A 25,566-nucleotide genomic window follows, 5' to 3' on the forward strand; every position below is an offset into this window, starting at 1 on the left:
CGCCAGCGGAGGCAACGAGATATCTTGATATCGAGACGATGGACCTACGTGAAGCGCGTGAAGCGGAGTACCGGTGACTGACTCGACCATCATCTATACGCAGACCGATGAGGCCCCGGCCCTGGCGACGTATTCGTTCCTGCCTGTGATCAGGGCGTACGCCTCGACCGCCGGGGTCTCCGTGGAGAGCCGCGACATCTCGCTGGCCGGGCGGATCATCGCCGGCTTCCCGGAGTGGCTGGAGGAGGGCCAGCGCATCGAGGACGCCCTCGCGGAGCTGGGCGCGCTGGCGAAGACCCCCGGCGCGAACATCATCAAGCTGCCGAACATCTCGGCCTCGATCCCGCAGCTCAAGGCCGCCGTCGCCGAGCTCCAGGAGAAGGGCTACGCCCTCCCGGACTACCCGGACGAGCCGAAGACCGACGACGAGCGCGAGATCCGCGCCCGCTACGACAAGGTCAAGGGCAGCGCCGTCAACCCGGTGCTGCGCGAGGGCAACTCCGACCGCCGCGCCCCCGCCTCGGTCAAGAACTACGCCAAGGCCCACCCGCACCGCATGGGCGCCTGGACCCCCGAGTCGAAGACGAACGTCGCGACGATGGGCGAGAACGACTTCCGCTCCACCGAGAAGTCCACGGTCGTCGAGGCCGACGGCACCCTCCGCATCGAGCTGGTGGGCGACGACGGCACCACCACCGTGCTGCGCGAGTCCGTCCCGGTCCTCGCGGGCGAGGTCGTCGACGCCGCCGTGCTGCGCGTCGCCGCGCTCCGTACCTTCCTCGGCGAGCAGGTCGCGCGCGCGAAGTCCGAGGGTGTGCTCTTCTCGGTGCACCTCAAGGCGACGATGATGAAGGTCTCCGACCCGATCATCTTCGGCCACGTCGTCCGCGCGTTCTTCCCGAAGACCTTCGAGAAGTACGGCGAGGCGCTCGCGTCCGCCGGTCTCTCCCCGAACGACGGCCTGGGCGGCATCTACAAGGGCCTGGAGGCCCTGCCCAACGGTGCCGAGATCAAGGCGTCCTTCGACGCCGAGCAGGCCGAGGGCCCGGACCTGGCCATGGTCGACTCGCACCGCGGCATCACCAACCTGCACGTGCCGAGCGACGTCATCGTCGACGCCTCGATGCCCGCGATGATCCGCACCTCCGGCCACATGTGGAACAAGGACGACCAGGAGCAGGACGCCCTCGCGGTCATCCCGGACTCCTCGTACGCCGGGATCTACCAGGTCGTCATCGACGACTGCCGCGCCAACGGCGCCTACGACCCGGCCACCATGGGCTCGGTGCCGAACGTCGGCCTCATGGCGCAGAAGGCCGAGGAGTACGGCAGCCACGACAAGACCTTCGAGATCCCGAAGGCCGGTACGGTCCGCGCCGTCGACGGCGCCGGGAACACCGTCCTGGAGCAGCAGGTCGGCGAGGGCGACATCTTCCGGATGTGCCAGACCAAGGACGTGCCGATCCAGGACTGGGTCAAGCTCGCCGTCACCCGCGCCCGCGCGACCGGCGACCCGGCCGTCTTCTGGCTGGACGAGACCCGCGCCCACGACGCGCAGCTCATCGCCAAGGTCAAGAAGTACCTGCCGCAGCACGACACCGAGGGCCTGACCATCGAGATCATGGCCCCCGAGAAGGCCATCGCGTACTCGCTGGAGCGCATCCGCCGCGGCGAGAACACGATCTCCGTCACCGGCAACGTGCTCCGTGACTACCTCACCGACCTCTTCCCCATCCTGGAGCTGGGCACCAGCGCCAAGATGCTGTCGGTGGTCCCGCTGATCAACGGCGGCGGTCTCTTCGAGACGGGCGCGGGCGGCTCGGCCCCCAAGCACGTGCAGCAGCTCGTCAAGGAGAACTACCTGCGCTGGGACAGCCTGGGCGAGTTCCTCGCGCTGGCCGTCTCCTTCGAGCACCTCGCGCAGACGACGGACAACGCGCGCGCCCAGATCCTCGCGGACACCCTCGACCGCGCGACGGGCACGTTCCTGGCCGAGAACAAGTCGCCCAGCCGTAAGCTCGGCGGCCTCGACAACCGCGGCAGCCACTTCTACCTCGCCCTGTACTGGGCGCGGGAGCTGGCGGCGCAGACCGAGGACACCGCGCTGGCCGAGGCGTTCGCCGCGCTGGCCGGCACGCTCGGCGAGCAGGAGCAGGCCATCGTCGACGAGCTGATCGGCGTCCAGGGCCACCCGGCCGACATCGGCGGCTACTACCAGCCGGACGACGCGAAGGCGGGCGCGGTCATGCGCCCGTCGCGCCTCCTCAACGAGGCGCTGGCGAAGCTCGGCTGACGCCTGGTCCGCACGCACGACGGCGGCCCGTCCTTCCCCCCGTGGAAGGACGGGCCGCCGCCTTGTGCGGTGCGCTCCGTGAGCGTCGTGCGGCTGCGCGGGCCGCTCAGAACCGCGCCTTGATGTCCGCGTGGACGATGCGGTGGTCGGAGTGCGGGGTCTCGTGCACCCCGACGCCGGGCGGGCTGTACGCGCCCCGGCGCAGGAAGACGTAGTCGAACTTGCCCTTGCCGAACGTCGGCTTGCAGCGCCCGTCGTACGTCGCTCCGCAGTACGGGTCCGCCTCCGTGAAGTGCTGGTACAGCGGGCGCATCTCGGGCCAGTGCTGCTGCGCGTTGAAGTCGCCCATCACCACGGCCCTGTTGTGCTTGCGGGCCTCGCCCTCCAGCTGCCGCACCTGGCTGGCGCGCTCGTCGCGCTCGTCGTCCTTGGACGCCAGGTGGGTGTTGAAGACCCGGACGTCCTTGCCGCCGATCTCGGTGGTCGCCGCGACGTAGCCCCGGCCCTCGTGACCGCTGTCGTCGTACTTCACGAACTTGTAGTCGCGGAGCGGCTTCGTGGAGAACAGGGCCTGGCCGTAGGAGTTGTTGAAGAGGCCGCACTGGCTCACCTTGTGGGAGAAGCCCCTGAAGATCGCGTAGTACTCCACGCCGTGCTTGTTCTTCAGCTCCCGCAGGAAGTCGTCGACCTTGTCGCCGCACGTCTCCTGGGTGCCGAACACCGTCGGCTTGTACTTGGCGATCTCGGCGGCCTGGTCCTCGACCTTGTGCTTGCCGGGGCCGTGCAGATTGAAGGTGAGCACGCGGTTGCTGACGACCCCGGCGGCCTTCGCGGGCCGCTCACCGGCGCCGGACGCGGAGGGCATCTGCCCGTCGTACTCGTTGATCTTGCGCAGGTACGGCCAGGACTTCGGCCCCGGCAGCCCGTCGGCCTTCAGTCCCGCGTGCTGGGTGGAGTTGACGTACTCCTGGAACCGCTTCATGGCCCGCTTCGAGTTCTTGCCGAAGATCCCGTCGATGGTGCCCGGGCTGAAGTGGCCGTACTGGAGCAGGCACTGGGCCTCGCGCCCCGCCGCTGTGTCGGCCGTACCGGACGGGACGGCGGACGTGCCGCGGTAGTGCCCGGCGTACATCTTGTAGTTCTGCGAGTAGATGTCGCACTTCTTCTTGAGCGCCCCGGGCTTCCGCGCCCCGGCCCCCGCACGGGCGCCCAGCTCGGCGCTCTTCGCCTTGGCGGCCCCTCCGCCCACGCCCTTGCCGGAATCCTCGCCTCCGCCTCCGCCGCCGCCCTCCCCGCCGCAGGCGGTGAGCGTGAGGGCGGCGGTGAGGGCCAGGGCCGCTGTCGCCGTCCAGTGCTTGTGGATACTCATGGATCCCCCCGAATTCCGGTGACGGGGAACGACTCTGGCGGGGCCGTGCCCGGAGCGCCACGTTCGGCGCCGGTCCCGGGTTTTTCTGGGACGGCACCGCTCTGACCTGCGGGGGTCCGGCGTGGGATGGGACGCTGTGGGACGGAGTGGGCGCGTACGGGAACCTTGCGCGCCCGGAAAGCATCGTTCATGACTAGTGGAGCGGCGAGGACGGACGCCGCTCGGGGGACACCGAACACGGGGTGGAACATGCTGCGTTGGCAGGGCTTGCCCGAGGCACTCGATCCGCGTGCCCGTCAACTCGTCGTGCAGATGCGGCGGCTGAAGGACCACAGCGGTCTCAGCCTCGCGGCGCTGAGCGCCAAGACCGCGTACAGCAAGTCGTCCTGGGAGCGGTATCTCAACGGCAAGACGCTCCCGCCGCGCGAGGCCGTGGAGGAGCTGGCCCGCGTGACCGGCACCGAACCGACCCGGCTGCTCGCGCTCTACGAGGTCGCGAGCGACGTGGAGTCGCTGACTCCGGCTCCCCCGCCTACCCAGGCCGCCGCCCCGGCGCCCGAGCCCGAGCCCGAGCCGGAGGCGGTGCCCGAGGCGGAGACGGCCGTTGTGCGGCTCGCACCGGCCGCCCCCGAGCGGCGCGGGCTGCGCTGGCTGCTCGCGGGCGTCGCCGCGGGGCTCGTCCTCGGTGCGACCGGGCTCGTCGCGGCGCAGCCGTGGAAGAGCGAGGCCGCGACGAACCCGGGGCCGTCGCCGTCCGAGAGCCGGAGCCGGAATCCGCTGGAGAGCGCGCACGAGAGCGCGTTCCCCAAGCACCCGAAGGGCGACACGTACCGCTGCGAGGTCCGCGAGCACGACGGGCGGACGTACGCCGGGCACAGCGCGACGCGTAGGAAGGTGATCGAGATCAACTCCGTCGGCTGGGAGGTCGTCGAGGCCCAGTGCCTGCTGCGCGAGGCGGGCTTCCCGCCCGGCGCCGTGGACGGCATCTACGGCGAGAACACCGTCAACGCCGTCAAGCGCGCCCAGAAGAAGGCGGGCATCGCCGACGACGGCTCCGTCGGCCCCGACACCTGGAAGGTGCTCCGGAAGTGACCTCCGCGCCGCCCGCCTCCCCGCTGCCGCCCGAGTGCGCCCGGCTGGCGGAGACGCTGCGCGAGCTGCGCTCCCGCAGCGGACTCAGCCTGGCCGCGCTCGGCGCCAGGACCCCGTACAGCAAGTCGTCCTGGGAGCGGTATCTCAACGGCAAGGCGCTGCCGCCGCGGCAGGCCGTCGAGGCGCTCTGCCGGGTGGCGGGGGAGCACCCGGGGCGCCCGACGGCGCTGTGGGAGCTGGCGGACGCGGTCTGGAGCGGCCGCGCGTTACGGGACACCCGCGAGGACCGGGACACCCGGGAGGACCGCGAGGACCGCGAGGACCGGGAGGACCGGGAGGACCGCGCGGGCCAGGAAGCCCAAGAGGCCCAGGAAGCCCAAGAGGTCCAAGAAGTCCGTGATGTCCGCGACGGTGAGGACGCCGTGGGCGGGGCCGCGACCCTCGCGCCCGCGCCCACGCCCGCGCCCGTACGTCCGCGCCTGCCCGCCGGGGCGACCGCGAGCGGCGCGGGGCGTTCGGGGCGCCGCCGGGCGCGGGCGCGTCATCTCGGGCTCGCGGCGCTCGGCGCGTCCGTGTGCGCCGGGGCCTTCGCGCTCGCCCTCGCCCTCTGGCCCGCGTCGTCCGCGTCGTCCGCGTCCGGGCCGTCCGAGGCGCCGGAGGCGTCCCCTCCGGCGGAGAAGACGGTCGTCGGCTGCCACGGCGCGAAGTGCACCGGCGGGAATCCCGTCCAGATGCGCTGCGGCGCGGGCGGGACACCGCGTACGCTCCGTGCCGTCGAGGTGGAGGGGCGGATGCTCGACATCCGTTTTCAGCCCCGTTGCGGCGCCGCGTGGGTGCGGATGTGGGGGCAGCGGGTGGGAGACCGCGTGGAGATTTCCGCGCCCGGTGTGAAGGCGCAGCGTGAAGTGATAGAGGACGCGTACGAGACGGGGCAGCGGCGCTCGACGCCGATGGCCGCCGTCCGTCCGTCCGACACCGGTGAGGTCCGGGCCTGTCTCGTGCCGAAAGGGGGCAAAAGGACGTGCTTCGGGCCCCGTGACTGAACGGTCGCGGCGCGTGCCCCCCGCTCCCGGGCTGAACTGATGTCCGGATGGGCTGGCAGACTAGGGGGTACGCGTGACCAACGGGGTGTGCGCGGGTGAGGGTATTGGCCCGTCATGCTCCCGTGCGCCCCCGATCCCGGAACTGACATCCTGGCTTTCTGCATCCCCCTGGGTAGCCAGTACTGCAGCCCGGGGGGCCGCGGCGCAGGTGGGGGAAAGTAAGCACGATTCGGGGGGACAAGGGGGAGGCAATGCCTCGTTGGAGGGCGCTACCAGAGGAACTGGACCCGCAGATTCGCGAGTTCGCGAGCCAGCTGCGGCGGCTCGTCGACCGTAGCGGGATGAGCGTCGCCACCATCGCGGACCGCACGGGTTACAGCAAGTCGTCCTGGGAGCGCTATCTGAACGGGCGGCTGCTGCCGCCCCGTGGCGCGACCCAGGCGCTGGCCGAGGTCACGGACACGGACGTGCGGCACCTCGGCACCATGTGGGAGCTCGCGGAGCGGGCGTGGAGCCGTAGTGAGATGCGGCACGACGTCACGATGGAAGCAATCATGGTCGCGCAGGCGCGCGCGGCCCTGGGGGAGTTCGGCGACGAGCCCGCGAAGGGGCGCAAGCGGCGCAAGGCGAAGGGCGGCGCAGCCGCCGGACAGGCCGCCGGGCCTGTCGCACCGCCCGTAGGACCCGTGGCACCGGGGCCTGTGGCCCCGGAGATGCCCGGTGGCCAGGGCGGCCCGGGTGGCTCGGGCCGGCCTGGTTCCCGCAGCGGTGGTTCCGGACCGGCGGGCGGTCCCGGTTCGGCGGGCGGTCCGGGCGGTCCGGGAGGCTCGGACACCTCGGCCGCCGACGACGACAGGACGCGCGCGCTGCGGCGCGTGACCCTGCCCGGGGACTCCTCCCTGAAGGCGGGCTCCTCGGCGGGCGCGGGCGCCGGTGCGGCCGCTGCCGCCGGTGCCACGGCACGGCTGCGCAAGGACGGTACGGCCGCGAGCGGTGCCGCCGGAGCGGGAGCGGGAGCCGGTGCCGGGACCCGTGAGCGGGAGCCGCGCGCGCCGGGCGCCGGTGACGGGCCGGGCCAGGCCCCGAAGACGACGCAGCTGCCCCGCACGGGGCAGGCGCCGAAGACGACCCAGCTGCCGCAGACGGGGACGGGTCCGCAGCGTGTGGACGTCTCCGCGTGGGGGGCGCGTCCCGAGGCCCAGGGCGCCGCCCCGGCCTCCGGTGCGACCAGTTCCGAGGCGTCCGCCTCGCACCCCGGTCTCGCCTCCGCCGCGCCGCCGATATCCCCGGCGGGCCCGGGGGGCATACCGGGGCCCGCCACCCCCGAAGGACCGGCCGTCCAGGGGCGCGACGCGGGGCGCCGCCGGGTGACGATGTTCCTGGCGGGGATCGTCGGCGCGCTCGTCGTGATCGCCGCCGCGGTGCTGCTCTTCGACCTGACGGGTGACGACGACAAGGCCTCACCGCCGTCGCCCTCGCCCAGCAAGAAGTCGGCGAACCTGCCGGCGGGCGTGAAGTGCAGCGGCAGCGACTGCTCCGGGAAGGACCCGGAGAGCATGGGCTGCGGCGGGCAGTACGCGAAGAGCGTCAGCTCCGCCTGGGTCGGCCAGAGCTACATAGAGGTGCGCTACAGCAAGGTCTGCAAGGCGTCGTGGGCGCGCATCACCAGCGCGACCAAGGGCGACGCCCTCAAGATCACCGCCGGTGGCGGCCAGGCCGAGAGCGACAAGGTCAAGACGACCAACGACGCGTACACCGAGATGGTCTCCGTCAAGAACCGGGACGGGGCCCGCGCCTGCGCGACCCTCGTCGCCGGGGGCTCGGGCTGCACGACCCCGGGCAAGAGGGTCCAGGAGTAAGCGCGCGGCTCGTACGGGACGAGCGCGGTGACGGAACGGGGGTCCGGCCCGGACAGGGGCCGGGCCCTCCCGCGCGTCGAGGGTCGGATAGCCTGACGGGTGGGTCTCTTGACGTAGAGAGACTTGAGGCGCCACAAACCGCCGGCCACGTCAGCTTCTACCAGGCACTACGGAGATCGCCATGACCCGCACTCCCGTCAATGTCACCGTCACCGGCGCCGCCGGTCAGATCGGCTACGCGCTGCTGTTCCGGATCGCCTCCGGCCAGTTGCTGGGCGCGGATGTGCCGGTGAAGCTGCGGCTTCTGGAGATCACCCCGGCGCTGAAGGCGGCCGAGGGCACCGCGATGGAGCTGGACGACTGCGCGTTCCCGCTCCTCCAGGGCATCGAGATCAGCGACGACCCGAACGTCGCCTTCGACGGCGCCAACGTCGCGCTGCTCGTCGGCGCCCGCCCGCGCACCAAGGGCATGGAGCGCGGCGACCTGCTGGAGGCCAACGGCGGCATCTTCAAGCCGCAGGGCAAGGCCATCAACGACCACGCGGCGGACGACATCAAGGTCCTGGTCGTCGGCAACCCGGCCAACACCAACGCGCTGATCGCCCAGGCCTCGGCCCCGGACGTCCCGGCCGAGCGCTTCACCGCGATGACCCGCCTCGACCACAACCGCGCGCTGACCCAGCTCGCGAAGAAGACCGGCTCGACCGTCGCCGACATCAAGCGGCTGACGATCTGGGGCAACCACTCGGCGACCCAGTACCCGGACATCTTCCACGCCACGGTCGCGGGCAAGAACGCCGCCGAGACCGTCAACGACGAGAAGTGGCTCGCCGACGAGTTCATCCCGACCGTCGCCAAGCGCGGCGCCGCGATCATCGAGGCCCGTGGCGCCTCCTCGGCCGCCTCCGCCGCGAACGCCGCCATCGACCACGTCCACACCTGGGTCAACGGCACCGCCGACGGCGACTGGACCTCCATGGGCATCCCGTCCGACGGCTCCTACGGCGTGCCGGAGGGCATCATCTCCTCCTTCCCGGTCACCACGAAGGACGGCAAGTACGAGATCGTCCAGGGCCTGGAGATCAACGACTTCTCCCGCACCCGCATCGACGCCTCGGTGCAGGAGCTCACCGAGGAGCGCGACGCGGTACGCGGCCTCGGCCTGATCTGAGCCGAACCGACGGCGTGAAGAAGGGCCCGTACGGAAGTGATCCGTACGGGCCCTTTCGGGTTGTCCTGCTCAGTTCTTCCGCTCCGTGGGGAAGTCCTTCGTCTCCAGGATCAGGTCCAGATCTGTGCCGGTCAGGTCGACCTGGGCGCCGTACTGCACCGTGGTCTCGACCTTGTAGTCACCGTCCTCGGGTTGGGTGAAGACACGACAGCGGCGCAGGTAGGGGTCGGCGATGAGGTAGACGGGCACCTCGTCGGTGGCGTAGACGCTCTTCTTCTGCCCGTAGTCGTTGAACGCGGTGCCCCTTGAGATCACCTCGGCGATGAAGTCCACGTCCTCGGGACCCCAACGGCCGGAGGCGCCCTTCTCGGCGGAGTCCTTGATCTTTGCGATGTCCGGCGCGAAGCCGTTCCGGTCGCCCGAGAAGTCGATCCTCACGTCCGAAAGGACCGGTACGTCGAGGCCGAACCGCGCCTCAAGTGCATGGAGGATCTTCCTGATCGTCTGCCAATGCACATCCCGCTGCGGCGTCATGTAGACCGTCCCCTCGACAATCTCGACCTTGTAGCCCTCGGGGACGGGCATGCGCTCCAGGAGTTCGAACAGTTCGTCCAGACTCCGCTCGCCGCTCTCGGCCATCGCGATCCTGTCGTCGACTTCGATGAGAGCCTCAACGATACGTACGGGCCGACGGACACGCGTGCGGCTCGCGTTCTTCATATTGATCCGACCTCTACCTCTTGATGACCGCACCAGGCGTCACTAGAGTCCGCCCCGCTCGGCAGAGATAGGACCTCTCCCCGTCGCGCGTAGCGGAGGCACCCCCATGCGGCTCGCGAAACGTACGGTCAGACCACTCGCCGCCGGACTCGCGGCGGCCCTCTTGCTCCCCCTGAACGCGGCCGTCTCCGAGTCGGCCCCCACCCCCGCCCGTACCGTCCATGCCGCGCCCGACGGGCGGGGCGAGGAGTGCTCCGCCGAGGCGCCCTGCGGGCTGACTGGGGCACGGGACGCCGCGCGTAAGGCCACCGGCCAGGGGGATGTGACCGTCGAACTGGCGGGCGGGCGGTACCGGCTCGCGGAGCCGCTCGCACTGACGTCCGAGGACTCCGGCCGCGACGGGCACCGGGTGACGTGGCGCGCGGCGCCCGGCGCCGAGCCGGTGTTCGACGGCGGGGTGCCCGTCGAGGGGTGGAAGCGGACGGACGAGAAGAAGAATGTCTGGACCGCGCCCCTGCCCGAAGGTGCCTCGGGTGCGCGGCAGATGTACGTCGACGGTGAGCGCGCCGTACGGGCGCGGAGCGCGGCCTGCGGCAAGGACGACTGCGAGGTGACGGAGGACGGGATCACCGGGGCCGACAAGCGGTTCGCCTCCTTCGCGCACCCCGAGGACCTGGAGGCCGTGACGGCCGTGCAGTGGCGGGACTTCCGCTGTGGCGTCGCCGAGGCGGCGAAGGGCGACGGCGGCACCAGTACCAGCACCCTCACGCTCGACCAGCCCTGCTGGAACAACCAGGCGCTCAAGACGCAGACCGGCTGGGAGTCCGCGTCACCGTCCAGCAGCCGTTACCACGGCATCGACTGGTTCGAGAACGCGTACGAACTGCTGGGCACGCCCGGCCAGTTCTACGTGGACGAGCGGAAGCGGACCGTGTCGTACGTGCCGCGCGAGGGCGAGGACATGGCCCTCGCCGAGGCCGTGCTGCCCCGTGCCGAGCAGCTCCTCACGGTCAAGGGGACCCTCGACGAGCCCGTCACCGGACTCACGTTCGAGGGCATCGGCTTCGAGCACACCACCTGGCGGCGGCCCTCGACCCGGGACGGGTACGTCAGCGGGCAGGCCGGGCACTACGTGGACGGCGCCCCGACCGGCACCCAGCCGGGCCACGGCGAGCAGTACCCCCGCATCCGTACGGCCGTCGAGGTCGAGGCCGCGCGGGACGTCACGTTCCGCGACGGGACCTGGCAGCGCCTCGGCGCGGGCGCCCTCGACCTGTCGGGCGGCACCAGCGGCAGCACGGTCGAGCGGAGCACGTTCACCGACCTGTCCGGCGGCGCGGTCTTCGTCGGCGACACGAAGGCCCGCCCCGGGGACCCCCGTTCGCGCTCGCGCGACAACGTCGTACGCCGTAACGAGATCACCCACGTCGCCCGCGAGTTCCGCGACAACGTCGGGATCTTCGGCGGCTACAACGACGGCCTCGCCGTCGACCACAACACGGTCACCCACCTCCCGTACACCGCGATCTCCGTCGGCTGGGGCTGGGACTTCGTCGGGGACAAGGACGTCCAGCGCGACGTCGTCGTCTCCCACAACCGCATCCACGACCACATGCGCACCCTCCGCGACGGCGCCGGGATCTACACGCAGGGCCAGTCGCCGGGTTCGAAGGTCTACGCGAACGACATCGACACCGAGAAGTCGCCCACCGGCAACGGCATCTACCACGACGAGCGCAGCCGCCACTGGACCACGCAGAACAACGTCGTGTGGAGCATCACCGACCACGACCTGGAGAAGACCGACGTCAAGTGGCTCTCGGCCTGGGCCTCCTGGGGCGGCTACAACATCGCGCGCGACAACTGGACGGACGATCCGCGCCCAGGGAAGTCCGGCACGGAGAAGAACACGTTCGCGCCCAACCATCTCGGGCTCACCGAACTCCCGTCCGCCGCACGGAAGGTCGTCGAGGCGGCCGGTCACGACGCGCCCGAGGAGCGCCGCGAGGTCCGCTTCGTCGCGCCCCGCGACCGTACGGCCGAGGGCGTCACGGACATCGAGGTGACGGCCCCGTACGACACCCGTACCGTCCGCTTCTCGGTCGACGGCACCGCGCTCTCGGAGATGACCCGGCAGTACGCCGACGGGACCGGGGAGGACGCCGAGTGGCGCGTCGCGGCGAACGCCGACTGGCTGCCGCCCGGCACGCACACCCTGCGCGCCGAGGCCGTGACCGCGCAGGGCACGGTCACGGCGGAGCGCCGTATCGAGGTCCGGGGCGGAGGGAGCCCCAGCGCCCTGAACGGCACCTGGAAGTTCGCCGTCGAGGACGAGCTGCCCGAGGGCGCGCTCGACGGCGACCTGCCGCCCGCCGCGCGCCCCGGCTTCGACGAGTCCGCGATGACCCCGGTCCAGGTGCCCAGCTCCTTCGGCGCCGTACGGGCGCGCTGGAACGACCACGAGGGGCAGGTGTCGGCGTACCGGAAGACGTTCCGTCAGCCGGGGGGAGACGGCGGGCGGGTTTCGCTCGTCGCCGAGTCCTGCTTCTTCGAGTGCCGCTACTTCGTGAACGGCGAGCAGGTCGGCACCTCCACGGGCGGCTATCTCCCCGAACGCCTGGACGTCACGGAGGCCGTACGGGACGGGGACAACCAGCTCACCGTCCTCGTCGACAACCGGAAGAAGGAGACGATCGCGCCCTACGGCATCAACCAGGACCTGTACTGGAACTGGGGCGGCCTCCAGGACGAGGTCCGTGTCGAGCGCACGCGCGAGGCGGAGGTCACCCATGTCACGGCCCAGGGCGCGGCGGACGGCACGCTGGAGTTGCGCGCCTCGGGGGTGAACGCGACGGGCGGGACCCGGGAGGTGCCCGCGCGGGTGCGGGTGGCGGGACTCGACCGGAAGGTTACCTTCGAACTCCCCGAGGGCGGCGGAGAATCGCGCCCCGTGAAGCTCAAGGTGGACGACCCGGAGCTGTGGACGCTGGAGAACCCGCGTCTGTACGACGTACGGGTCACCCCGGACTCCGGGGGCCGGGCGCTCACCACCCGTACCGGCTTCCGCACGGTCGAGGCCGAGGACGGCGAGGTCCTGCTCAACGGGCACGCGGTGAAGAACCTCAAGGGCTTTAACCGGCACGCCGACCACCCGGGGCTGGGCCGTACCGACCCGGCGGGCCTCTCGCGGCGGGAGCTGAGGAAGCTGCATGACGACGGCTTCCGGCTCTTCCGGCCAGGGCACTACCCGACGACGCCCGCGCTGCTGGACGCCGCCGACGAGCTGGGCTTCCTCGTCGTGGAGGAGATCAACGTGACGCAGGCGAAGAAGGAGCAGCTGGCCTCGGAGAAGACCCGCGCGTTCGCCCGTGACCGCCTCGACCGCATGGTCCGCCGGGACCGCGGCCACCCCTCCGTCGTCACCTGGTCGGTCGGCAACGAGAACCACACGCAGACCGACGAGGGCGCAGCGTACGTCCGCGACATGATCGCGCACGGCAGGGAGCGCGACCCCTCGCGCCTCTACACCGAGGTCAGCGCCTGGCACACGGACGACAAGTCCTACGCGTACCAGGACGTGATCCTCGCGAACATCTACTCCGGCTGGTACTACGGCGAGTTCGACGACGTCGCGGGCCTGACCGACGCCATTCAGAAGAAGGCGGGCGGCAAGCCCCTGGTTGTCAGCGAATACGGAGCGGAGGCGGTCAGGGGCCGTCCCGGCGACGGAAAGGGAACCGAGCGGTACCAAGCTGAACTCGTCGCCGCGTACGGCCGCCAGCTCGACGACCGGCCCAAGACGCTCGGCACGATGTACTGGCCGGTGAGCGAGTTCATGCTCACCCCGGAGGGCGGCGGCGGAAACCCCGTCGAGGTGCGCGGCTTCCACAACAAGGGCCTGCTGACGTGGTTCCGCGAGCCGAAGGAGGCGTACGGGGTGCTCACGGGGAGCTGACGGCTTCTTCGGCTGCCCTTTTGGTTCCCTTGCGGGCGCGGTGGCGCGCGACGGCGTCGTTGTTGGCGCAGCGCACGGAGCAGTACGCGCGCCGTCCGTTGCGCGAGGTGTCCACGAACGCCAGCGTGCAGCCCGGGTGCGCGCACCGGCCGAGCCGGTGCGCGCCCGCCGAGCAGACCAGGGTCGCCAGCCCGGCCGCCGTGACCGCGCGGACGTGCGCGGCCGGGTCCGCGTCCGGCGCGCTGTAGTGCAGGTGCGGCGCGTGCCCGTCGTGCGTCGTGAGGTACGGGCGGCTGGAGGCGGCGGAGAGGAGGGCGTTGACGGCGGCCACGCGCGTCTCCAGCTCCTGCGGCCCGAAGGCGGCGCCGAGCCCGCTGCTCCACTCCTCCAGCTCCGTCGCCTGTACGTCCGTCAGGGCCCGCTCGACGATGCCGTGGGCGGCGAGCAGGGGTTCGAGGGCTGCGGGGGTGAAGGGCGCGGGGGCGTTCACCAGGTCCGCGGCCAGCTTGGCGGCCTCACCGCCGTAATGGTTGAACTGCATAAGACCATGACAGCACGGTGGACCCATGGCTGTGCATCAGGATGTGGACCGCTGCCCGCTGTGCTGGCTCCCCGTCGGCGCGGGGGAGTGGACGACACGCTCCCGGCACCGGACGTCCCTGGGGGAGGTCGAGTACTGCGCCGGTCCCTGCGGGTGCCTCGTCGTCCTGGTCGACGGCCAGCTGGTCAAGAGGGCAGCAGGCCCTGCCGTACGGCCGCGTCCCTGACCTCCTCGTACAGCGCGCGCAGCGTGTCGCTGACGCCGACGCGCGGCAGCTGGAGCGCGTCGAGCGCCGCCGCGTCGGCGCCGACGTCGGCCCAGCCCTGCCCCGTCAGGGCGCGCATCAGCGCCGGGTTGAGCCGGTCGACGCCGCGCACGAGCAGCGCCTCCGGCGTACGCGCGTCCTCGTACTCGCGCCACAGGGCGAGGAATTCGCCCGCGAGCGGCTCCGGCAGCGCCCCGAACCGCCGCCGCGCGACCGCGTCCTCGGCCGCCGCCTTGCCCCCGTCGTCCGCCTGTCCCCACGCGGACGGATCGCCCGCGTCGATCTCGACCAGATCGTGCATCAGACAGAGTTTGAGCATTCGCTCAAGGTCCAGAGGATGTCCCGTTTCCCGCTCGAACTCGGCGTGCAGCGTCCACGTCACCATCGCCAGATGCCACGAGTGCTCCGCCACGCTCTCCTTGCGCCCGGCGGTGGCGTTGTTGTGCCGCGTGACCTCCCGGAGCCGCGCGCTGTACGCCACGAACCCGAAGAGCCCTCCAAGATCATGAAGCTCACTTCTCATGAGCCCAGTGTCTCCCCGAGGGGCCGCCGTTTCGCTCGGCGCGGCCTTGGAAGAGGACTCCCATGACAGCCGACAGCGCCCCACTCGAACCCGGCCAGGACGACATCGACACCTCCCGCCCCAACGCGGCCCGGATGTACGACTACTTCCTGGGCGGCACGACCCACTTCCCCGCCGACAGGGCAGCGGCGCAAGCGGCCCTGGAGAGCATGCCGACCGTGCCCGGACTGGCCCGGAGCAACCGGGCGTTCCTGCACCGCGCCACGCGGGTGCTCGCCGGACGGTACGGGGTCCGGCAGTTCCTCGACGTCGGGAGCGGCATCCCCACCGAGCCGAACCTGCACCGGTCGGCCCAGGCTGTCGCGCCCGACGCGCGTGTCGTCTACACGGACAGCGACCCGACGGTACGGAAGCTGTCCGGGCGGCTGCTGGAGAGCTGCGCGGCGGAGGGGCGCGCGGTCTTCCTGGAGGCCGACGTCCGCGACCCGGAGGGCATCCTGGGCTCGCCCGAGGTCACCGGCACGCTCGACCTGCGCCGCCCTGTCGCGCTCTCCGTGCTCGCCCTCCTCCACTTCGTGCCGGACGACGAGGAGGCGTACGGGTGCGTGGCCCGGCTGCTGGCGGCGCTGCCCTCGGGCAGCTTCCTGGTCCTCTCCCACCTCACGGCGGACTTCGCCCCGGAGGCCGTGGCACGGGCCAATGAGCCGTACCGCAGGAGCGGTATCGAGGTGCGGCCGCGCACGCGCGACGAGTTGCTGGGCTTCTTCGACGGCCTCGACCTGCTCGCCCCGGGCATGGTCAGGGCGCACCAGTGGCATCCGGAGGCCCAGCCGGAGGGGCTCGGCGAGGTGGAGGTGCTGCCGGACGCGGCGGCTCCGTTCCATGTGGCGGTGGGCATCACACGCTGAGCGGGGGCCGGGCCCCCAGCCGGTGGGCCCTCAGCCGGCGGGCGCTCAGTCCTCGGGCCCTCAGTCCTCGGCCTCCGCCATCGCGGACTCGTAGGTCTCCAGGGTGTCGATCACCAGTTGGCGCTGGGCGGGAGTGAGCGGGGCGACGGCCTGGCGCCAGGCGTCGGCGCCGCGGGCGAGCCAGCCCGCGATCTCGGGGCCCCGCTCCTCGACGATGCTCACGATGCGGCGGCGCCGGTCGTCCGGGTCCTCGCGGCGCTCCAGGATGCCCTTACGGCTCAGCTCGCCGACCATCAGGCTCACGGTGGTGGGGGCGACTTCGAGCCTCGCGGCCAGGTCGTTCACGGTCGCGGGGCCGTCGAAGAGGAGGTAGGAGAGCAGGGAGAGGTGACGGGGCGCGAGGGCCAGGGACTGGAGCTCGTCCGGGACGGGGATGCGCTTCGCGCGTCCGACCATGCGGGGCATGAGCAGCAGCAGGGCTCTGATGGCCTCTTCCTCGTCGAGCCCCCGTCGTCGGTGATTGGTCGTTGACACCGCCCGCTCCTCCATTTACCTTTGAGATTAAAGCTGCTTTGGAAGCAAAGAGAAATGGTCCATGTTACCCATCCCGTGTGCACCTCCTTGCCAAATGGAGATTCACCATGCCCCACTTCGACGTAAGAATCCGTGAAGAGGCCCTTGACGGCTCGGTCGAGCCGAAACTCATCCGTGGACTGGCCGAAGCTGTCGCCTCGGTGTACGGAGAGCGGTTCTTCGAGCTCGCCGCCGTGGAGATCTTCGGCATCCCCGACGGCCGCTGGGGCGTCGGCGGCGCCCCCTCGCGCGACAGCGCGCCGGTCATCACCCTCCGCCTCCGCGAAGCGGCCTTCGCGCCCGAGCACGCGGACAAGCCCGCCCGCCTGATCGCCGCCGTCACCGATGCCGCCGTCGCGGCCCTGGGCGAGGAGATACGGAAGAGGGTGACGGTGATCCTCGTCCCGGTCCCGCCCGGCCGCTCGGGCGTGGGCGGCGAAGTGGTGTAGCGGACGCGGTCCGGCCGAAATCGGCTGGCCGGTGTTCCGGGGGCTCGGTACCTTGCCGCGATGACCGCCCCTCGCGTGGCCTGCGCAGCCCGCGCGGACCGCCCCCGCCCCTGCGTCACCCGCCCCCGGAGCCGCTGACCATGCGGACGGAGCCGATCCGCACCCGCCGTCTCGACCTCCTGCCCCTGCGCGTCGCGCACGCGGCGGAGATGGCCGACGTCCTGTCCGACCCCGTTCTGTACGCGTTCATCGGGGGCGCCCCGCCAGGAGAGGAGGAGCTGCGCGCCCGGTACGTCCGGCTCACCGCGGGAGCCCCGGACCCCGAGGTGACCTGGTGCAACTGGGTGCTCCAACTCCGCGCCACGACCGCCCTCGTCGGCACGGTGCAGGCCACCCTGACGTCTGCCCCTGACCGCACTCCCACCGCCGAGATCGCGTGGATCGTCGGTGCTCCCTGGCAGGGCCGGGGCCTCGCCGTCGAGGCCGCCCGCGCGCTGGTCGCTGCCCTGGACGCCGCCGGTGTGCGCACCGTTCTGGCCCATGTCCACCCGGACCATCACGCCTCGGCCGCCGTCGCGGCGGCGGCCGGGCTCCGTCCGACCGACGCGTGGCAGGACGGGGAGGTCCGCTGGTCCCGCGTGCGCCCTGGGTGAGCGCGCCACCCGGGGAGGGTGCCCCGGACGGCTCCGGGCAACCGGGCAACAGGTTCACGCCTTTCGGCGGCGGTCGGGCGGTGGGCGAGGTGTGCCTACGGTGCGTCCCGGGGCATCAACAGAGAGCGGCATCGTCCTGTTCATCGAGGAGTTGGCGGATGAGAGAGATGGACGCTCTGGACTGGTTCAAGTCGAGTTACAGCGAGAGTCAGGGCAAGGACTGCCTTGAGGTCGCGGCGGGGACCGAGGACGTGCTGGTGCGGGACACCAAGGACGTCGACCGTCCGGTGCTGGGCTTCCCCGGGCGCTCGTGGGAGAAGTTCGTGGCGTACGTGGCGCGTTGAGGCCTCCGGGACCGCAGCGGCCGTCCGGCGCCGCCTGACCGGGGCGAATTGCGTTGCCGGGTCCGGCGGGCCCGCCCAGCATGAGGAGATGGATACGCCTCAGCGTGACGAGTACGCCGGCCCGCGGGCGTTGCGGGCCATGCAGGAGCTGGCCCAGCGGGAGTTCGAGGGGGCCGGGCGCTGGCACGTGGGCGACCTCGCGTGGAGCTGGTGCCTGGCGCTCGGCCGTGAGGACCAGCGGCCCACCGCGGTCTGGCGGCGCGACGGACGGGCCGTGGCCTGGGGCTGGCTCGAACTGCCGGAGCGGCGGCTGATGGCGCAGGTCGCCAGGGACGAGGAGACGCTGGCCGACGAGGTGATCGCCTGGGCGGAGCGCGCTGCCGGGGCTCCGGTGCGGGTCGATGTGGCCGAGTCGGAGCCGCATCTGCGCGCCGCGCTGGAGCGGCGCGGCTACGCGGCCGAGGACGACGAGCCGTTCACGGTGCGGATGGAACGGAGCCTGGACCCGCGCGTCGAGGGGGATGAGAGGAACGAGGGGGACGTGCCGGGGGTGCCCGAGGGGATCTCCGTACGGGCCCTGCGGGGTGAGGACGCGCGGGAGAGGGAGAGCAGGGCGGAGGTGCATCGCGCGGCGTTCGGGGGCGGGTGGTGCACGGGGGAGCGGTACGGGCGGCTGCGGGAGGTGTGGCCGTACCGGGGCGAGTTCGACGTCGTCGCGGTCGATGGTGCGGGGACGGTCGTCGCGTTCTGCCAGGGGTGGTACGACGAGGCGAACCGGACGGGGCTGTTCGAGCCGGTGGCGACCCGGCCCGGGCATCAGCGGAGAGGGCTGGCGCGGGCGGTGTGCGGGGCAGTGCTGCGTGCGTTCGCGGCGGCGGGAGCGCGGAGGGCCGTGGTGGGGGCGCGGGGGGACGACGGGTACCCCGTTCCGCGCCAGGTGTACGGGGCGCTCGGGTTCACGCCGTTCACGCGTACGCACGCCTACCGCCCCCACGAGGTGCGGCTCGGGGTCTACGGGACAGGGGCGGAGGTCGAGGGTCTGGCGGAGAGGGCGCGTGGGCTCGTGCGGAGCGGCACCGTCGATCTGGTGCGCGGGGCCGATGTCGAGGAGCGGTACGAGGACCTGGCCGAGCAGTGGGTCATCGAGCATCCGGGGCAGCGGCCCTCGGCGGACCGGGGGCTCGCCGAGGTGCGGGTCACCGTCACTCTGCCCGGCACGGACGGCACGGACGGCACGGACGGCACGGACGGCACGGACGGCACGGACGGCACGGACGGCACGGGCGGGCTCGGAGGGATCGGCGTGCTCAAGGACGCGCTGTGTCGCCTCGTCTGCCCCGAGCCCGAGCACGACGGGCCATGTGCGATGCCGTGGGCGGTCTCCTGAGCCGGGGGGTGGCGGCCCGGAGGAGAGGGGCTGTCCCGTCCGTCACAGCGGCCCCAGGAGATGACAGGAGGCGACACGAGTCGTCCTCCGTCCCGCCGCGTCTTCATTCCGGCTGGTATGCCCGCAGGTCAGCGGGTGTCCCGTCCCACGTGGGACCGTGGGACGGGTCAAGTGTGGCGTGTGTGGCGGCCGGTGGCGCAGGCTGAGGAGCGCATCACAGGCAGGGTGAGGTGCGGGACAGGGACGGCTCGCACCTTGCCCTCAGCCATGAGTCTCGGCGCCGCTGTCAAGGGCCGTGCTGACCTCGTTCTTCTCCGGGCCACCGGCGTACGCTGAGGAGCGCACTACCGGTAACTCCCGCCCCCTTCCGTGGGGTTGGGGAGGTGGGCGGATGAATGGCCAGCGCAGTGAGGCGACCAGACTGCTGTGCGCCGGGACGTACCTCAATGTCGGTTTCCGGCACCGCGTCATCGATGAGCTGCTCGGGCATGAGGAGCGCCCCGTTCCGCCCTCGCACGGCGTCGATGTGCTCGTCGTGCTCGCGCACGCGCTCCGCGCGCGGCGGCTCGACGTGGTCACGGCGCTCACGTTGCTCTCGGTCTGGGTCGCCTTCTTCGCGGTCGGCTGGTCCCGCTCCGGCGGCGGCAGCGGCGGAAGCGGCGGCTCGGGCTCGGGTCCGGCGGCGGCGGACGTCCTCGCTCCGCTCGTGTTCGCTGCGGTGTGCTTCGTGCTGTGGGGCGCCCGGTTCGTGTCGGGGCGCGGTACGGCGGTGTACGCGGTGGACCGTTCGGCGCGGGTCGCGCTGCGCGTCGCCCGCGCGCGGATGGGTGCCGCGCGCCGGGGCGCGGCGATGGTCGTCACCTTCTGGGCGCGGCTCTTCGCGATCGGGTACTGGGTCTGGGCGGTGTACGTCTTCACCGAGGCACCGGGCGCGGTGATCTTCCCGTTGGCGCTGATGGCGGCCGTATGGGTGCATCGCACGCACATGGCGCGGCTGATGCGGAACGAGCTGGGCAAGGACGCGTTCCCCCTCCAGCCCCCGCCGCGGCTCCCCGTCACCGCCCGCGTGGGGCGGGTCGCGCGGGCCATCGCGCGCGAGCAGTACGCGCCGGGGGCGCTGTACGACCCGCAGAGGCCGTTCGTCGGGGCCGGAGTCCCCTTCCAGCCCTGGTCGTTCGCGCTCGAACTCAGGCGGAAGGAGTTCGCGGCCCCCGTCCCCGACCCGGACCCCGCCGCTGCCACGGGCCCCGGACCCGGTCCCGGTCCCGGTCCCGGTCCCGACGGGCTCACCAGTCGCCGCGTCATCGACCTCATCCGCCCCCGGCTGGAGGCGCTGCGCCGGTCGGCGGCGCGGGACAGCAGGGACCGGCTGCGGGAGCTGGCGTTCGACGAGTTCGTGTACCTGCCGTCCGGGGTCGGCCGCGACGAGGGCGTGTACGAGCCCGCGGAGCTCCAGCGCCACCTGGCCGAATCCGTCGACGAGGGCGGGGAGGCGCGGCGCCACTTCCTGCGCGTCCGGGTCGGCGCGTGGGGCGAGCAGCTCGTCGTCACCGTCCTCGTCCGCGTCCACACCCAGGGCGGGATGCTGGTGCTGGAGGTCGTGCCGCATGTGCTGGGGCCGGTCCTGGAGGAGTTCCGGGACGTCGACGTGATCGCCGCGCGCCGCCCCGACGACGTGCTGCGCGACGGCGTGAGCGCGCTGCTGACCAGCCCGACCGCGACGTTCGCCGCCGCGCTCTCCATGGTCGGCACGGTCGCCCAGGTCCTCCGTACCTGGCTCGCGAACCCGGCCCGCGCGCTGCCGGACGGCCCGCTCAACTCGGTGCGCGAGATGGGCAGTACGGACGAGGTGTCGCTCTTCCAGCAGATGGACGTCAGCCGCTACGTGAAGACGGTCCAGGACCGGATCGAGAACGGCGTACGGGACGCGCTGGAGGCCCAGGGGTACGAGACCGACCGCTTCGAGCAGCAGGTCGTACAGGTGCGCGAGGGCGGCGTCTTCATCGGGCAGATGGCCGGGGGCGCGGTCGCGACAGGACCGGGCGCCCAGGCCACGCACAAGGAGGAGAGGAGCGCGGCGAGATGAACGACCCGGATGCCCCGGACGAGCGGGAGACCGAGCGGGAGACCAAGCGGTACCAGACGCGGCAGTCGGGCGCCGGTGCGATCAGCATCGGCTCGATGTCGGGCGGCGCCGTGGCGTCGGGCGAACACGCGAGCGCGGTGCACCACGCCGCACCGTCCGCCGCGCCCGCCGACCAGCGGTACGACGACGCGGTACGCGAACTGCTGGAGGCCGTACGCATCCTCCGCACGCACCTCGCGCTGCTCGCGCCCAGCGACGAGACGGCCGAGACCGACGGTGCGCTGGCGGAGGTCGAGGACGAGGCCGAACGCACGGGGAGCGTGGACGAGGGACGGCTGCGGCGGCTGAACGCCCGGCTCCAGGCCGGGGCGACGGCCGCGGCGGGGCTGGCCTCGGCGGGCGCCGTCGCCCAGGCCATCGCGCAGCTCGTGGGCGCGGGGTAGGCCAGGAGGGGGGGACGACGTGACGCGACGCTGGGACGCCGAGCGGCAGCGCTGGGTGGAGGGGGACGTACCGCCCCAGCCCCCGCCAGAACCTGAACCTGGCTCTGACCCTGAATCTGAACCTGAACCGCCCCCTCCCTACGACCTTCCCTACGACCCCTCCTACGAGCCGACCCTCGGGGCCTTCCACGGGGTGCCGTCCGAGGAGCCGCCGCAGCCACCCGTCCCCCGTACGGGGCGTGTGCTCGCGCTCGTCGTCGCCGCGGTGGTGCTGTGCGGGGCGCTCGGCGTCGGCGGCTGGCTGCTCGTACGGAACGACGGGGACGACGGGCGCGGCGGGGGCGAGGGGCGGGGCGCGCGCGGGACGACGAGCGCGGCGCGTACGCCCACGGAGCGCGAGTCCGACCCCGAGCCCAAGGACGAGCCCTCGACGCCCACCACCCCGACCCCCACCCCCACCCCGAGCCCCACCGCCCTGGAGGCGCCGCTCGGCTTCGAGGTGGCCGAGGGGCCCGACGGGCAGAGCCTCTTCGTGCCGGAGGGGTGGGCGCGTACGGAGCCCAAGGACCGGGTCGTGGCGTTCGCGTCCAGCGACGGGGGCGAGCAGCTCCAGGTCTTCTGGGTGGAGGACAGCACGCCGGTCGAGTCGGTGACGCTGGCCGAGGGGTACGTCAGTGGGAAGCCCGGCTACGAACGGCTCGGCCTGCGCGAACTGGAGGACGGCAGCGGCGAACTGGAGTACCGCTTCGAGAGCGCCGAGTTCGGCGCGCGGCACGTGCTCGACCACCGCTTCGTGGCGCCGAACGGCGAGCCGTACGCGCTCGTCGCGACGGGCCCGGACACGGACCGTTCCGCGCAGCGGGACCTGGTGGAGACGGCACGGGCGTCCTTCGGCGTGGTCCAGGAGGGGGTGTCGGACGACAAGAGCGCCTTACTCGGGAGGTAATCGACGGCAGCCGGGCGCACGGCCCACCATCGACTCCATGACTGACGCGCGCACCGCCCCGTCCCTCGCCCCGTCCCTCGCCCCGTCCCCCGCCCCGTCCCCCGCCCCGTCCCCCGACCCGTCCGCCGGTACCCGTACCGCCGTCGCCGAACTCCTCACCCGTATCGCCGAGGGCGACCCCGGGCGCGTCGCGGAGCTCTTCGCCGAGCGGGTCGACTGGCGGATCGCCGCGAACCCCGTGGTGCCCTGGATCCGCCCCCGCGCGACGCGCGCCGACGTCGCGGCGCACTTCGCCGAGCTCGCCGCCGGGGTCGAATCCGCGCCGGACAACCGACGGGCCGTGGAAACCGTCCTCGTGGACGGTGAGGACGCGGTGATCATGGGGATGCTGAGGGGGCACGTGCGCGCCACGGGCAAGGGCTTCCACTCGCCGTACGCGATGCGGCTCACGGTGCGTGAGGGCCGCGTCGTCCGCTATCACCTCTACGAGGACAGCCTGGCGATCGCGGAGGCGTGCACGCCGGGTACGTGAACGGGACAGGAGGGGTGGGGCCATGAAGGCGGGAACGCTGCCGGTGGTGGCGACGGCACTGACGGGGACGCTCGCGCTCTACATCGCGCTGGTGGCGTTCGGGAACATCACGGACTTCGGCACCAACCAGGACTTCGTGCGGCACGTCTTCGCGATGGACACGACGTTCAAGGACGAGGACCTGATGTGGCGCGCGATCGGGAACGAGACGGTCGCCGACGTCGCGTACGTCGCGATCATCGTCTGGGAGACGGTGGCGGCGCTGGTGCTGGTGGCGGCGACCGTGCTCTGGGCCCGCTCCCTGCGCCACGGCGACCGCGGCCACGAACGCCCGCGCCGTGCCTCGACGCTCGGCCTGCTGATGCTGCTGCTCCTCTTCGGGGTGGGGTTCCTGGCGATCGGCGGCGAGTGGTTCGCCATGTGGCAGTCCGAGAAGTGGAACGGTACGGAGGCGGCGGCCCGCAACTTCATGTTCGCGGGCCTCACCCTCATCCTGGTCCACCTGCCCGCCCGTACGGACACGGGCACGGGCACGGGTACAGGCACGGGGTCCTCCTCATGAACGGCCTCGCGCGCCGTCTCTGGGCGGCCGTCGAACCGCTGCACGCGCTCTCGTACTTCGCCCCCGAGACGGCCGACGCCGCCCGCGAAGTGGGCCTGCGGGGCTGGTGGATGGGGTACTTCGCGGGACGCCTGGCCCCCGCCGGGCCCGTCGGCGCGGCGACCGGTCAGGCCCTGTGCTTCGTCTTCGCGCCGACGCGGGTGGGCCGCGCGCTGCCGGACGCGTGGGGGTACGCCTCGCCGGAACAGGTGCTCCGTACCCGCCTGGAAGCGACCGGCGCCGCGCTGGCCCGCGCGCTTCCGGACGACTTCCCTCCGGAGGAACTGCGCGCGTTGACGGAACTGCTGGAACGCGCGGCCGACGCGTACGACGTGGAGGACCGCCCCCTGGCGACGGCCTGGGCCCGCGTCCCGCGCCCCGGCACGCGCGCGTGGCCGGAACGGCTGTGGCTGGCGGCCACGGTCCTGCGCGAGCACCGGGGCGACGGGCACATACGGGCCGCCGCCGAGCACGGGCTGACGGGGCTCGACGCGGGCGTCACCCACGCGGCGACCGGCCTCGTCCCCGCCGCGCTCCTCCGGACCACGCGGGGCTGGACGGAGGAGGAATGGGCCACCGCCGCCGACACGCTCGCCGCCCGCGGCCTCCTCACCGCCGACGGCCGCCTCACCCCGTCCGGCGAGTCCCTCCGCACGGCACTGGAGGCCCGCACCGACGCCCTGGCCGCGCCCCCGGACCCCGAGCTGGCGGAGCGGATCATCACCCGGGCAACCCCCCTGGCCCGCCACCTCTTCGAGACAGCCGCCCTCCCCACCCCCAACCCCATGGGCCTGCCCCGGCCACTACCGTGACCGACGAGACCCCCGCAGTCCTGGAACGCTTCCGCCACCTCAGGGACCTCCGCTAGCTCTCCTCGTCCTCGTCGGCGAAGAGCTCGTCGGCGGACGTGACCGTGAAGGCACGCTCGAACCAGCGGGCGAGGGTGGGCATGTCGGTGCACGCGGCGACCCGGGCGCGATCGGCGTCGGTGAGAGGGACGTCGCGGAATTCGAGCGCCTGCACAACCGCCGAGGCCCTCTCCAGGCAACGCCCTTCCTCGCGGAAGGTCTCGGCGACAAGGCCGTGGAAGTGGCTGAGGCTGGTGCTCATCAAGTGCCTCCAGAGATCACGGGCCGGGGTGTCGCCCAGACCGACTTCGGTGAATTCGGCGAAGATCGCCGCGGATTCGGCGTCTGTCGAGGTGAGGGCCGAGGCCAGCGCCTCCAGTATGGCAGCGGCATCGGGGTCGTTACCATGCGTGATCGCCGAGAACACGGCGAGCGGGATGTCGGCGGCGGCCTCGGCGGGGTCGGTGATGGCCGGGACGTTGTGCGGGCCCAGGACCAGGGGGTGGACCGTGAGGGTGGGGTGGCTGGGGAGGCCGATGCGGATGGGCTCGGCCGCCCACGTGGCGGTGCCCTTGTCGCGGCAGACCACGAGCAGGATGGGCGGGTAGCGGTACTTCGCGTAGAGGTGCGCCAGGTAGTACGCCCAGCTGCTCGGCTTCTCCGGGGCCTTCCTCCCCTGCGCCTCGATGGCGAGGAGATAGCTGCTGCCGTCCTCCACCTCCACCCGCAGCAGCGTGTCCACGTGCCGCTCCAGCGGCTTCATCTCCGTGAGGTCGGTGTCCATGAGCGACACCTCCACCGGATCGGGGAAGGGGATGCCGAGCACGCGGAACGCGCTGGCGAACAGCCGCGGATTCTCCTGGAAGATCCGGTGCTGTGCTTCGTGCGGTGCACTGACCATGCGCTGGACAGTAAGGGCACATCTGTCAACCACCCGCAGGAATCGTGTGCTTGTCGCACGAACG

24 protein-coding genes are annotated in these 25,566 nt (G+C 72.2%); 18 read left to right on the top strand and 6 right to left on the bottom strand.

The window, feature by feature from the left end:
* The first annotated feature begins 73 nt into the window (after positions 1–73).
* Entirely contained in the window at positions 74–2,293 is a 2,220-nt protein-coding gene (locus tag ACGF3A_RS01690) for an NADP-dependent isocitrate dehydrogenase (RefSeq protein ID WP_393724671.1), read from the top strand.
* A gap of 106 nt (positions 2,294–2,399) precedes the next feature.
* Here the strand turns inward: ACGF3A_RS01690 and ACGF3A_RS01695 are convergent, their stop codons facing one another.
* Positions 2,400–3,662 carry an endonuclease/exonuclease/phosphatase family protein gene (locus tag ACGF3A_RS01695; protein WP_393724673.1) on the bottom strand — a complete coding sequence of 421 codons (1,263 nt, stop codon included), beginning with the start codon at positions 3,660–3,662 and terminating at the stop codon, positions 2,400–2,402.
* A 249-nt stretch (positions 3,663–3,911) separates the two neighbouring features.
* On the opposite strand from ACGF3A_RS01695, the gene ACGF3A_RS01700 reads away from it, so the two are divergent.
* The 4 genes from ACGF3A_RS01700 to ACGF3A_RS01715 all read left to right on the top strand — a co-directional run bounded on the left by ACGF3A_RS01700 (position 3,912) and on the right by ACGF3A_RS01715 (position 8,827).
* On the top strand, positions 3,912–4,754 hold the full coding sequence (locus tag ACGF3A_RS01700) for a peptidoglycan-binding protein (protein ID WP_393724675.1): 843 nt from the start codon (positions 3,912–3,914) through the stop codon (positions 4,752–4,754).
* Positions 4,751–5,797: a helix-turn-helix domain-containing protein gene (locus ACGF3A_RS01705; protein WP_393724677.1), complete on the top strand. Its 1,047-nt coding sequence runs from the start codon at positions 4,751–4,753 to the stop codon at positions 5,795–5,797. The genes ACGF3A_RS01700 and ACGF3A_RS01705 overlap by 4 nt, the downstream gene beginning before the upstream one ends.
* 251 nt (positions 5,798–6,048) lie before the next feature.
* Positions 6,049–7,656, top strand: coding sequence for a DUF2690 domain-containing protein (locus ACGF3A_RS01710; protein ID WP_393724679.1), 1,608 nt, complete (start codon positions 6,049–6,051; stop codon positions 7,654–7,656).
* A 181-nt stretch (positions 7,657–7,837) separates the two neighbouring features.
* Positions 7,838–8,827 (top strand): malate dehydrogenase, encoded by a 990-nt coding sequence (locus ACGF3A_RS01715; protein WP_393724681.1) that lies wholly within the window; start codon positions 7,838–7,840, stop codon positions 8,825–8,827.
* 69 nt (positions 8,828–8,896) lie between these two features.
* On the opposite strand, the gene ACGF3A_RS01720 is transcribed toward ACGF3A_RS01715, so the two are convergent.
* A complete protein-coding gene (locus tag ACGF3A_RS01720; protein ID WP_393727090.1) occupies positions 8,897–9,466 on the bottom strand; it encodes a Uma2 family endonuclease in 570 nt (189 codons plus the stop codon).
* 187 nt (positions 9,467–9,653) lie between these two features.
* Here ACGF3A_RS01720 and ACGF3A_RS01725 point away from each other — a divergent pair, with 187 nt between their 5' ends.
* Positions 9,654–13,502 (top strand): glycoside hydrolase family 2 TIM barrel-domain containing protein, encoded by a 3,849-nt coding sequence (locus ACGF3A_RS01725; RefSeq protein WP_393724683.1) that lies wholly within the window; start codon positions 9,654–9,656, stop codon positions 13,500–13,502.
* Here the strand turns inward: ACGF3A_RS01725 and ACGF3A_RS01730 are convergent.
* Positions 13,489–14,043, bottom strand: a complete 555-nt coding sequence (locus ACGF3A_RS01730; protein WP_393724685.1) for a CGNR zinc finger domain-containing protein — start codon at positions 14,041–14,043, stop codon at positions 13,489–13,491. The two genes, ACGF3A_RS01725 and ACGF3A_RS01730, sit on opposite strands and share 14 nt — an antisense overlap.
* A gap of 25 nt (positions 14,044–14,068) precedes the next feature.
* Between ACGF3A_RS01730 and ACGF3A_RS01735 the strand changes: the two genes are divergently transcribed.
* Entirely contained in the window at positions 14,069–14,269 is a 201-nt protein-coding gene (locus ACGF3A_RS01735; protein ID WP_393724687.1) for a hypothetical protein, read from the top strand.
* Here ACGF3A_RS01735 and ACGF3A_RS01740 read toward each other — a convergent pair.
* Positions 14,229–14,831 carry an HD family hydrolase gene (locus ACGF3A_RS01740; protein ID WP_393724689.1) on the bottom strand — a complete coding sequence of 201 codons (603 nt, stop codon included), beginning with the start codon at positions 14,829–14,831 and terminating at the stop codon, positions 14,229–14,231. The two genes, ACGF3A_RS01735 and ACGF3A_RS01740, sit on opposite strands and share 41 nt — an antisense overlap.
* A 62-nt stretch (positions 14,832–14,893) precedes the next feature.
* Between ACGF3A_RS01740 and ACGF3A_RS01745 the strand changes: the two genes are divergently transcribed.
* Positions 14,894–15,739 (top strand): SAM-dependent methyltransferase, encoded by an 846-nt coding sequence (locus ACGF3A_RS01745; RefSeq protein WP_393724690.1) that lies wholly within the window; start codon positions 14,894–14,896, stop codon positions 15,737–15,739.
* A 60-nt stretch (positions 15,740–15,799) separates the two neighbouring features.
* On the opposite strand, the gene ACGF3A_RS01750 is transcribed toward ACGF3A_RS01745, so the two are convergent.
* Positions 15,800–16,288, bottom strand: coding sequence for a MarR family transcriptional regulator (locus tag ACGF3A_RS01750; RefSeq protein WP_393724692.1), 489 nt, complete (start codon positions 16,286–16,288; stop codon positions 15,800–15,802).
* Positions 16,289–16,380: 92 nt separating this feature from the next.
* Between ACGF3A_RS01750 and ACGF3A_RS01755 the strand changes: the two genes are divergently transcribed.
* From ACGF3A_RS01755 to ACGF3A_RS01800, 10 genes are all read left to right on the top strand, one after another.
* Complete coding sequence (locus ACGF3A_RS01755) at positions 16,381–16,761, top strand: tautomerase family protein (RefSeq protein ID WP_393724694.1); 381 nt, start codon at positions 16,381–16,383, stop codon at positions 16,759–16,761.
* Between the two features lie 140 nt (positions 16,762–16,901).
* Positions 16,902–17,414: a GNAT family N-acetyltransferase gene (locus ACGF3A_RS01760; protein WP_393724695.1), complete on the top strand. Its 513-nt coding sequence runs from the start codon at positions 16,902–16,904 to the stop codon at positions 17,412–17,414.
* A gap of 158 nt (positions 17,415–17,572) precedes the next feature.
* Positions 17,573–17,758 (top strand): DUF397 domain-containing protein, encoded by a 186-nt coding sequence (locus ACGF3A_RS01765; RefSeq protein ID WP_393724696.1) that lies wholly within the window; start codon positions 17,573–17,575, stop codon positions 17,756–17,758.
* An 88-nt stretch (positions 17,759–17,846) separates the two neighbouring features.
* A complete protein-coding gene (locus ACGF3A_RS01770; protein WP_393724697.1) occupies positions 17,847–19,145 on the top strand; it encodes a GNAT family N-acetyltransferase in 1,299 nt (432 codons plus the stop codon).
* 391 nt (positions 19,146–19,536) lie between these two features.
* Positions 19,537–21,231, top strand: coding sequence for a hypothetical protein (locus tag ACGF3A_RS01775; RefSeq protein WP_393724699.1), 1,695 nt, complete (start codon positions 19,537–19,539; stop codon positions 21,229–21,231).
* Positions 21,228–21,674, top strand: a complete 447-nt coding sequence (locus ACGF3A_RS01780; RefSeq protein ID WP_393724701.1) for a hypothetical protein — start codon at positions 21,228–21,230, stop codon at positions 21,672–21,674. The genes ACGF3A_RS01775 and ACGF3A_RS01780 overlap by 4 nt, the downstream gene beginning before the upstream one ends.
* A gap of 193 nt (positions 21,675–21,867) precedes the next feature.
* Positions 21,868–22,620, top strand: coding sequence for a hypothetical protein (locus tag ACGF3A_RS01785; RefSeq protein ID WP_393724703.1), 753 nt, complete (start codon positions 21,868–21,870; stop codon positions 22,618–22,620).
* A gap of 37 nt (positions 22,621–22,657) precedes the next feature.
* On the top strand, positions 22,658–23,152 hold the full coding sequence (locus ACGF3A_RS01790; protein ID WP_393724705.1) for a nuclear transport factor 2 family protein: 495 nt from the start codon (positions 22,658–22,660) through the stop codon (positions 23,150–23,152).
* Positions 23,153–23,174: 22 nt separating this feature from the next.
* On the top strand, positions 23,175–23,714 hold the full coding sequence (locus tag ACGF3A_RS01795; protein WP_393724707.1) for a DUF2165 domain-containing protein: 540 nt from the start codon (positions 23,175–23,177) through the stop codon (positions 23,712–23,714).
* Positions 23,711–24,565 carry a hypothetical protein gene (locus ACGF3A_RS01800; RefSeq protein ID WP_393724709.1) on the top strand — a complete coding sequence of 285 codons (855 nt, stop codon included), beginning with the start codon at positions 23,711–23,713 and terminating at the stop codon, positions 24,563–24,565. The genes ACGF3A_RS01795 and ACGF3A_RS01800 overlap by 4 nt, the downstream gene beginning before the upstream one ends.
* A gap of 52 nt (positions 24,566–24,617) precedes the next feature.
* Here the strand turns inward: ACGF3A_RS01800 and ACGF3A_RS01805 are convergent, their stop codons facing one another.
* A complete protein-coding gene (locus ACGF3A_RS01805) occupies positions 24,618–25,502 on the bottom strand; it encodes a hypothetical protein (protein WP_393724711.1) in 885 nt (294 codons plus the stop codon).
* Positions 25,503–25,566: the final 64 nt, after the last annotated feature.

The organism is Streptomyces sp. NPDC048172 (assembly GCF_043202595.1).
Lineage (GTDB): Bacteria > Actinomycetota > Actinomycetes > Streptomycetales > Streptomycetaceae > Streptomyces.

Excerpts from the sequence above, each read along its gene's own strand:
- ACGF3A_RS01725 (WP_393724683.1), top strand. The coding sequence starts at position 9,654 with ATGCGGCTCGCGAAACGTACGGTCAGACCACTCGCCGCCGGACTCGCG.
- ACGF3A_RS01775 (WP_393724699.1), top strand. The coding sequence starts at position 19,537 with ATGAATGGCCAGCGCAGTGAGGCGACCAGACTGCTGTGCGCCGGGACG.
- ACGF3A_RS01805 (WP_393724711.1), bottom strand. The coding sequence starts at position 25,502 with ATGGTCAGTGCACCGCACGAAGCACAGCACCGGATCTTCCAGGAGAAT.
- ACGF3A_RS01715 (WP_393724681.1), top strand. The coding sequence starts at position 7,838 with ATGACCCGCACTCCCGTCAATGTCACCGTCACCGGCGCCGCCGGTCAG.
- ACGF3A_RS01750 (WP_393724692.1), bottom strand. The coding sequence starts at position 16,288 with ATGGAGGAGCGGGCGGTGTCAACGACCAATCACCGACGACGGGGGCTC.
- ACGF3A_RS01735 (WP_393724687.1), top strand. The coding sequence starts at position 14,069 with ATGGCTGTGCATCAGGATGTGGACCGCTGCCCGCTGTGCTGGCTCCCC.
- ACGF3A_RS01730 (WP_393724685.1), bottom strand. The coding sequence starts at position 14,043 with ATGCAGTTCAACCATTACGGCGGTGAGGCCGCCAAGCTGGCCGCGGAC.
- ACGF3A_RS01740 (WP_393724689.1), bottom strand. The coding sequence starts at position 14,831 with ATGAGAAGTGAGCTTCATGATCTTGGAGGGCTCTTCGGGTTCGTGGCG.
- ACGF3A_RS01745 (WP_393724690.1), top strand. The coding sequence starts at position 14,894 with ATGACAGCCGACAGCGCCCCACTCGAACCCGGCCAGGACGACATCGAC.
- ACGF3A_RS01800 (WP_393724709.1), top strand. The coding sequence starts at position 23,711 with ATGAACGGCCTCGCGCGCCGTCTCTGGGCGGCCGTCGAACCGCTGCAC.
- ACGF3A_RS01720 (WP_393727090.1), bottom strand. The coding sequence starts at position 9,466 with ATGGCCGAGAGCGGCGAGCGGAGTCTGGACGAACTGTTCGAACTCCTG.
- ACGF3A_RS01700 (WP_393724675.1), top strand. The coding sequence starts at position 3,912 with ATGCTGCGTTGGCAGGGCTTGCCCGAGGCACTCGATCCGCGTGCCCGT.
- ACGF3A_RS01765 (WP_393724696.1), top strand. The coding sequence starts at position 17,573 with ATGAGAGAGATGGACGCTCTGGACTGGTTCAAGTCGAGTTACAGCGAG.
- ACGF3A_RS01760 (WP_393724695.1), top strand. The coding sequence starts at position 16,902 with ATGCGGACGGAGCCGATCCGCACCCGCCGTCTCGACCTCCTGCCCCTG.
- ACGF3A_RS01710 (WP_393724679.1), top strand. The coding sequence starts at position 6,049 with ATGCCTCGTTGGAGGGCGCTACCAGAGGAACTGGACCCGCAGATTCGC.
- ACGF3A_RS01795 (WP_393724707.1), top strand. The coding sequence starts at position 23,175 with ATGAAGGCGGGAACGCTGCCGGTGGTGGCGACGGCACTGACGGGGACG.
- ACGF3A_RS01790 (WP_393724705.1), top strand. The coding sequence starts at position 22,658 with ATGACTGACGCGCGCACCGCCCCGTCCCTCGCCCCGTCCCTCGCCCCG.
- ACGF3A_RS01770 (WP_393724697.1), top strand. The coding sequence starts at position 17,847 with ATGGATACGCCTCAGCGTGACGAGTACGCCGGCCCGCGGGCGTTGCGG.
- ACGF3A_RS01755 (WP_393724694.1), top strand. The coding sequence starts at position 16,381 with ATGCCCCACTTCGACGTAAGAATCCGTGAAGAGGCCCTTGACGGCTCG.
- ACGF3A_RS01780 (WP_393724701.1), top strand. The coding sequence starts at position 21,228 with ATGAACGACCCGGATGCCCCGGACGAGCGGGAGACCGAGCGGGAGACC.
- ACGF3A_RS01695 (WP_393724673.1), bottom strand. The coding sequence starts at position 3,662 with ATGAGTATCCACAAGCACTGGACGGCGACAGCGGCCCTGGCCCTCACC.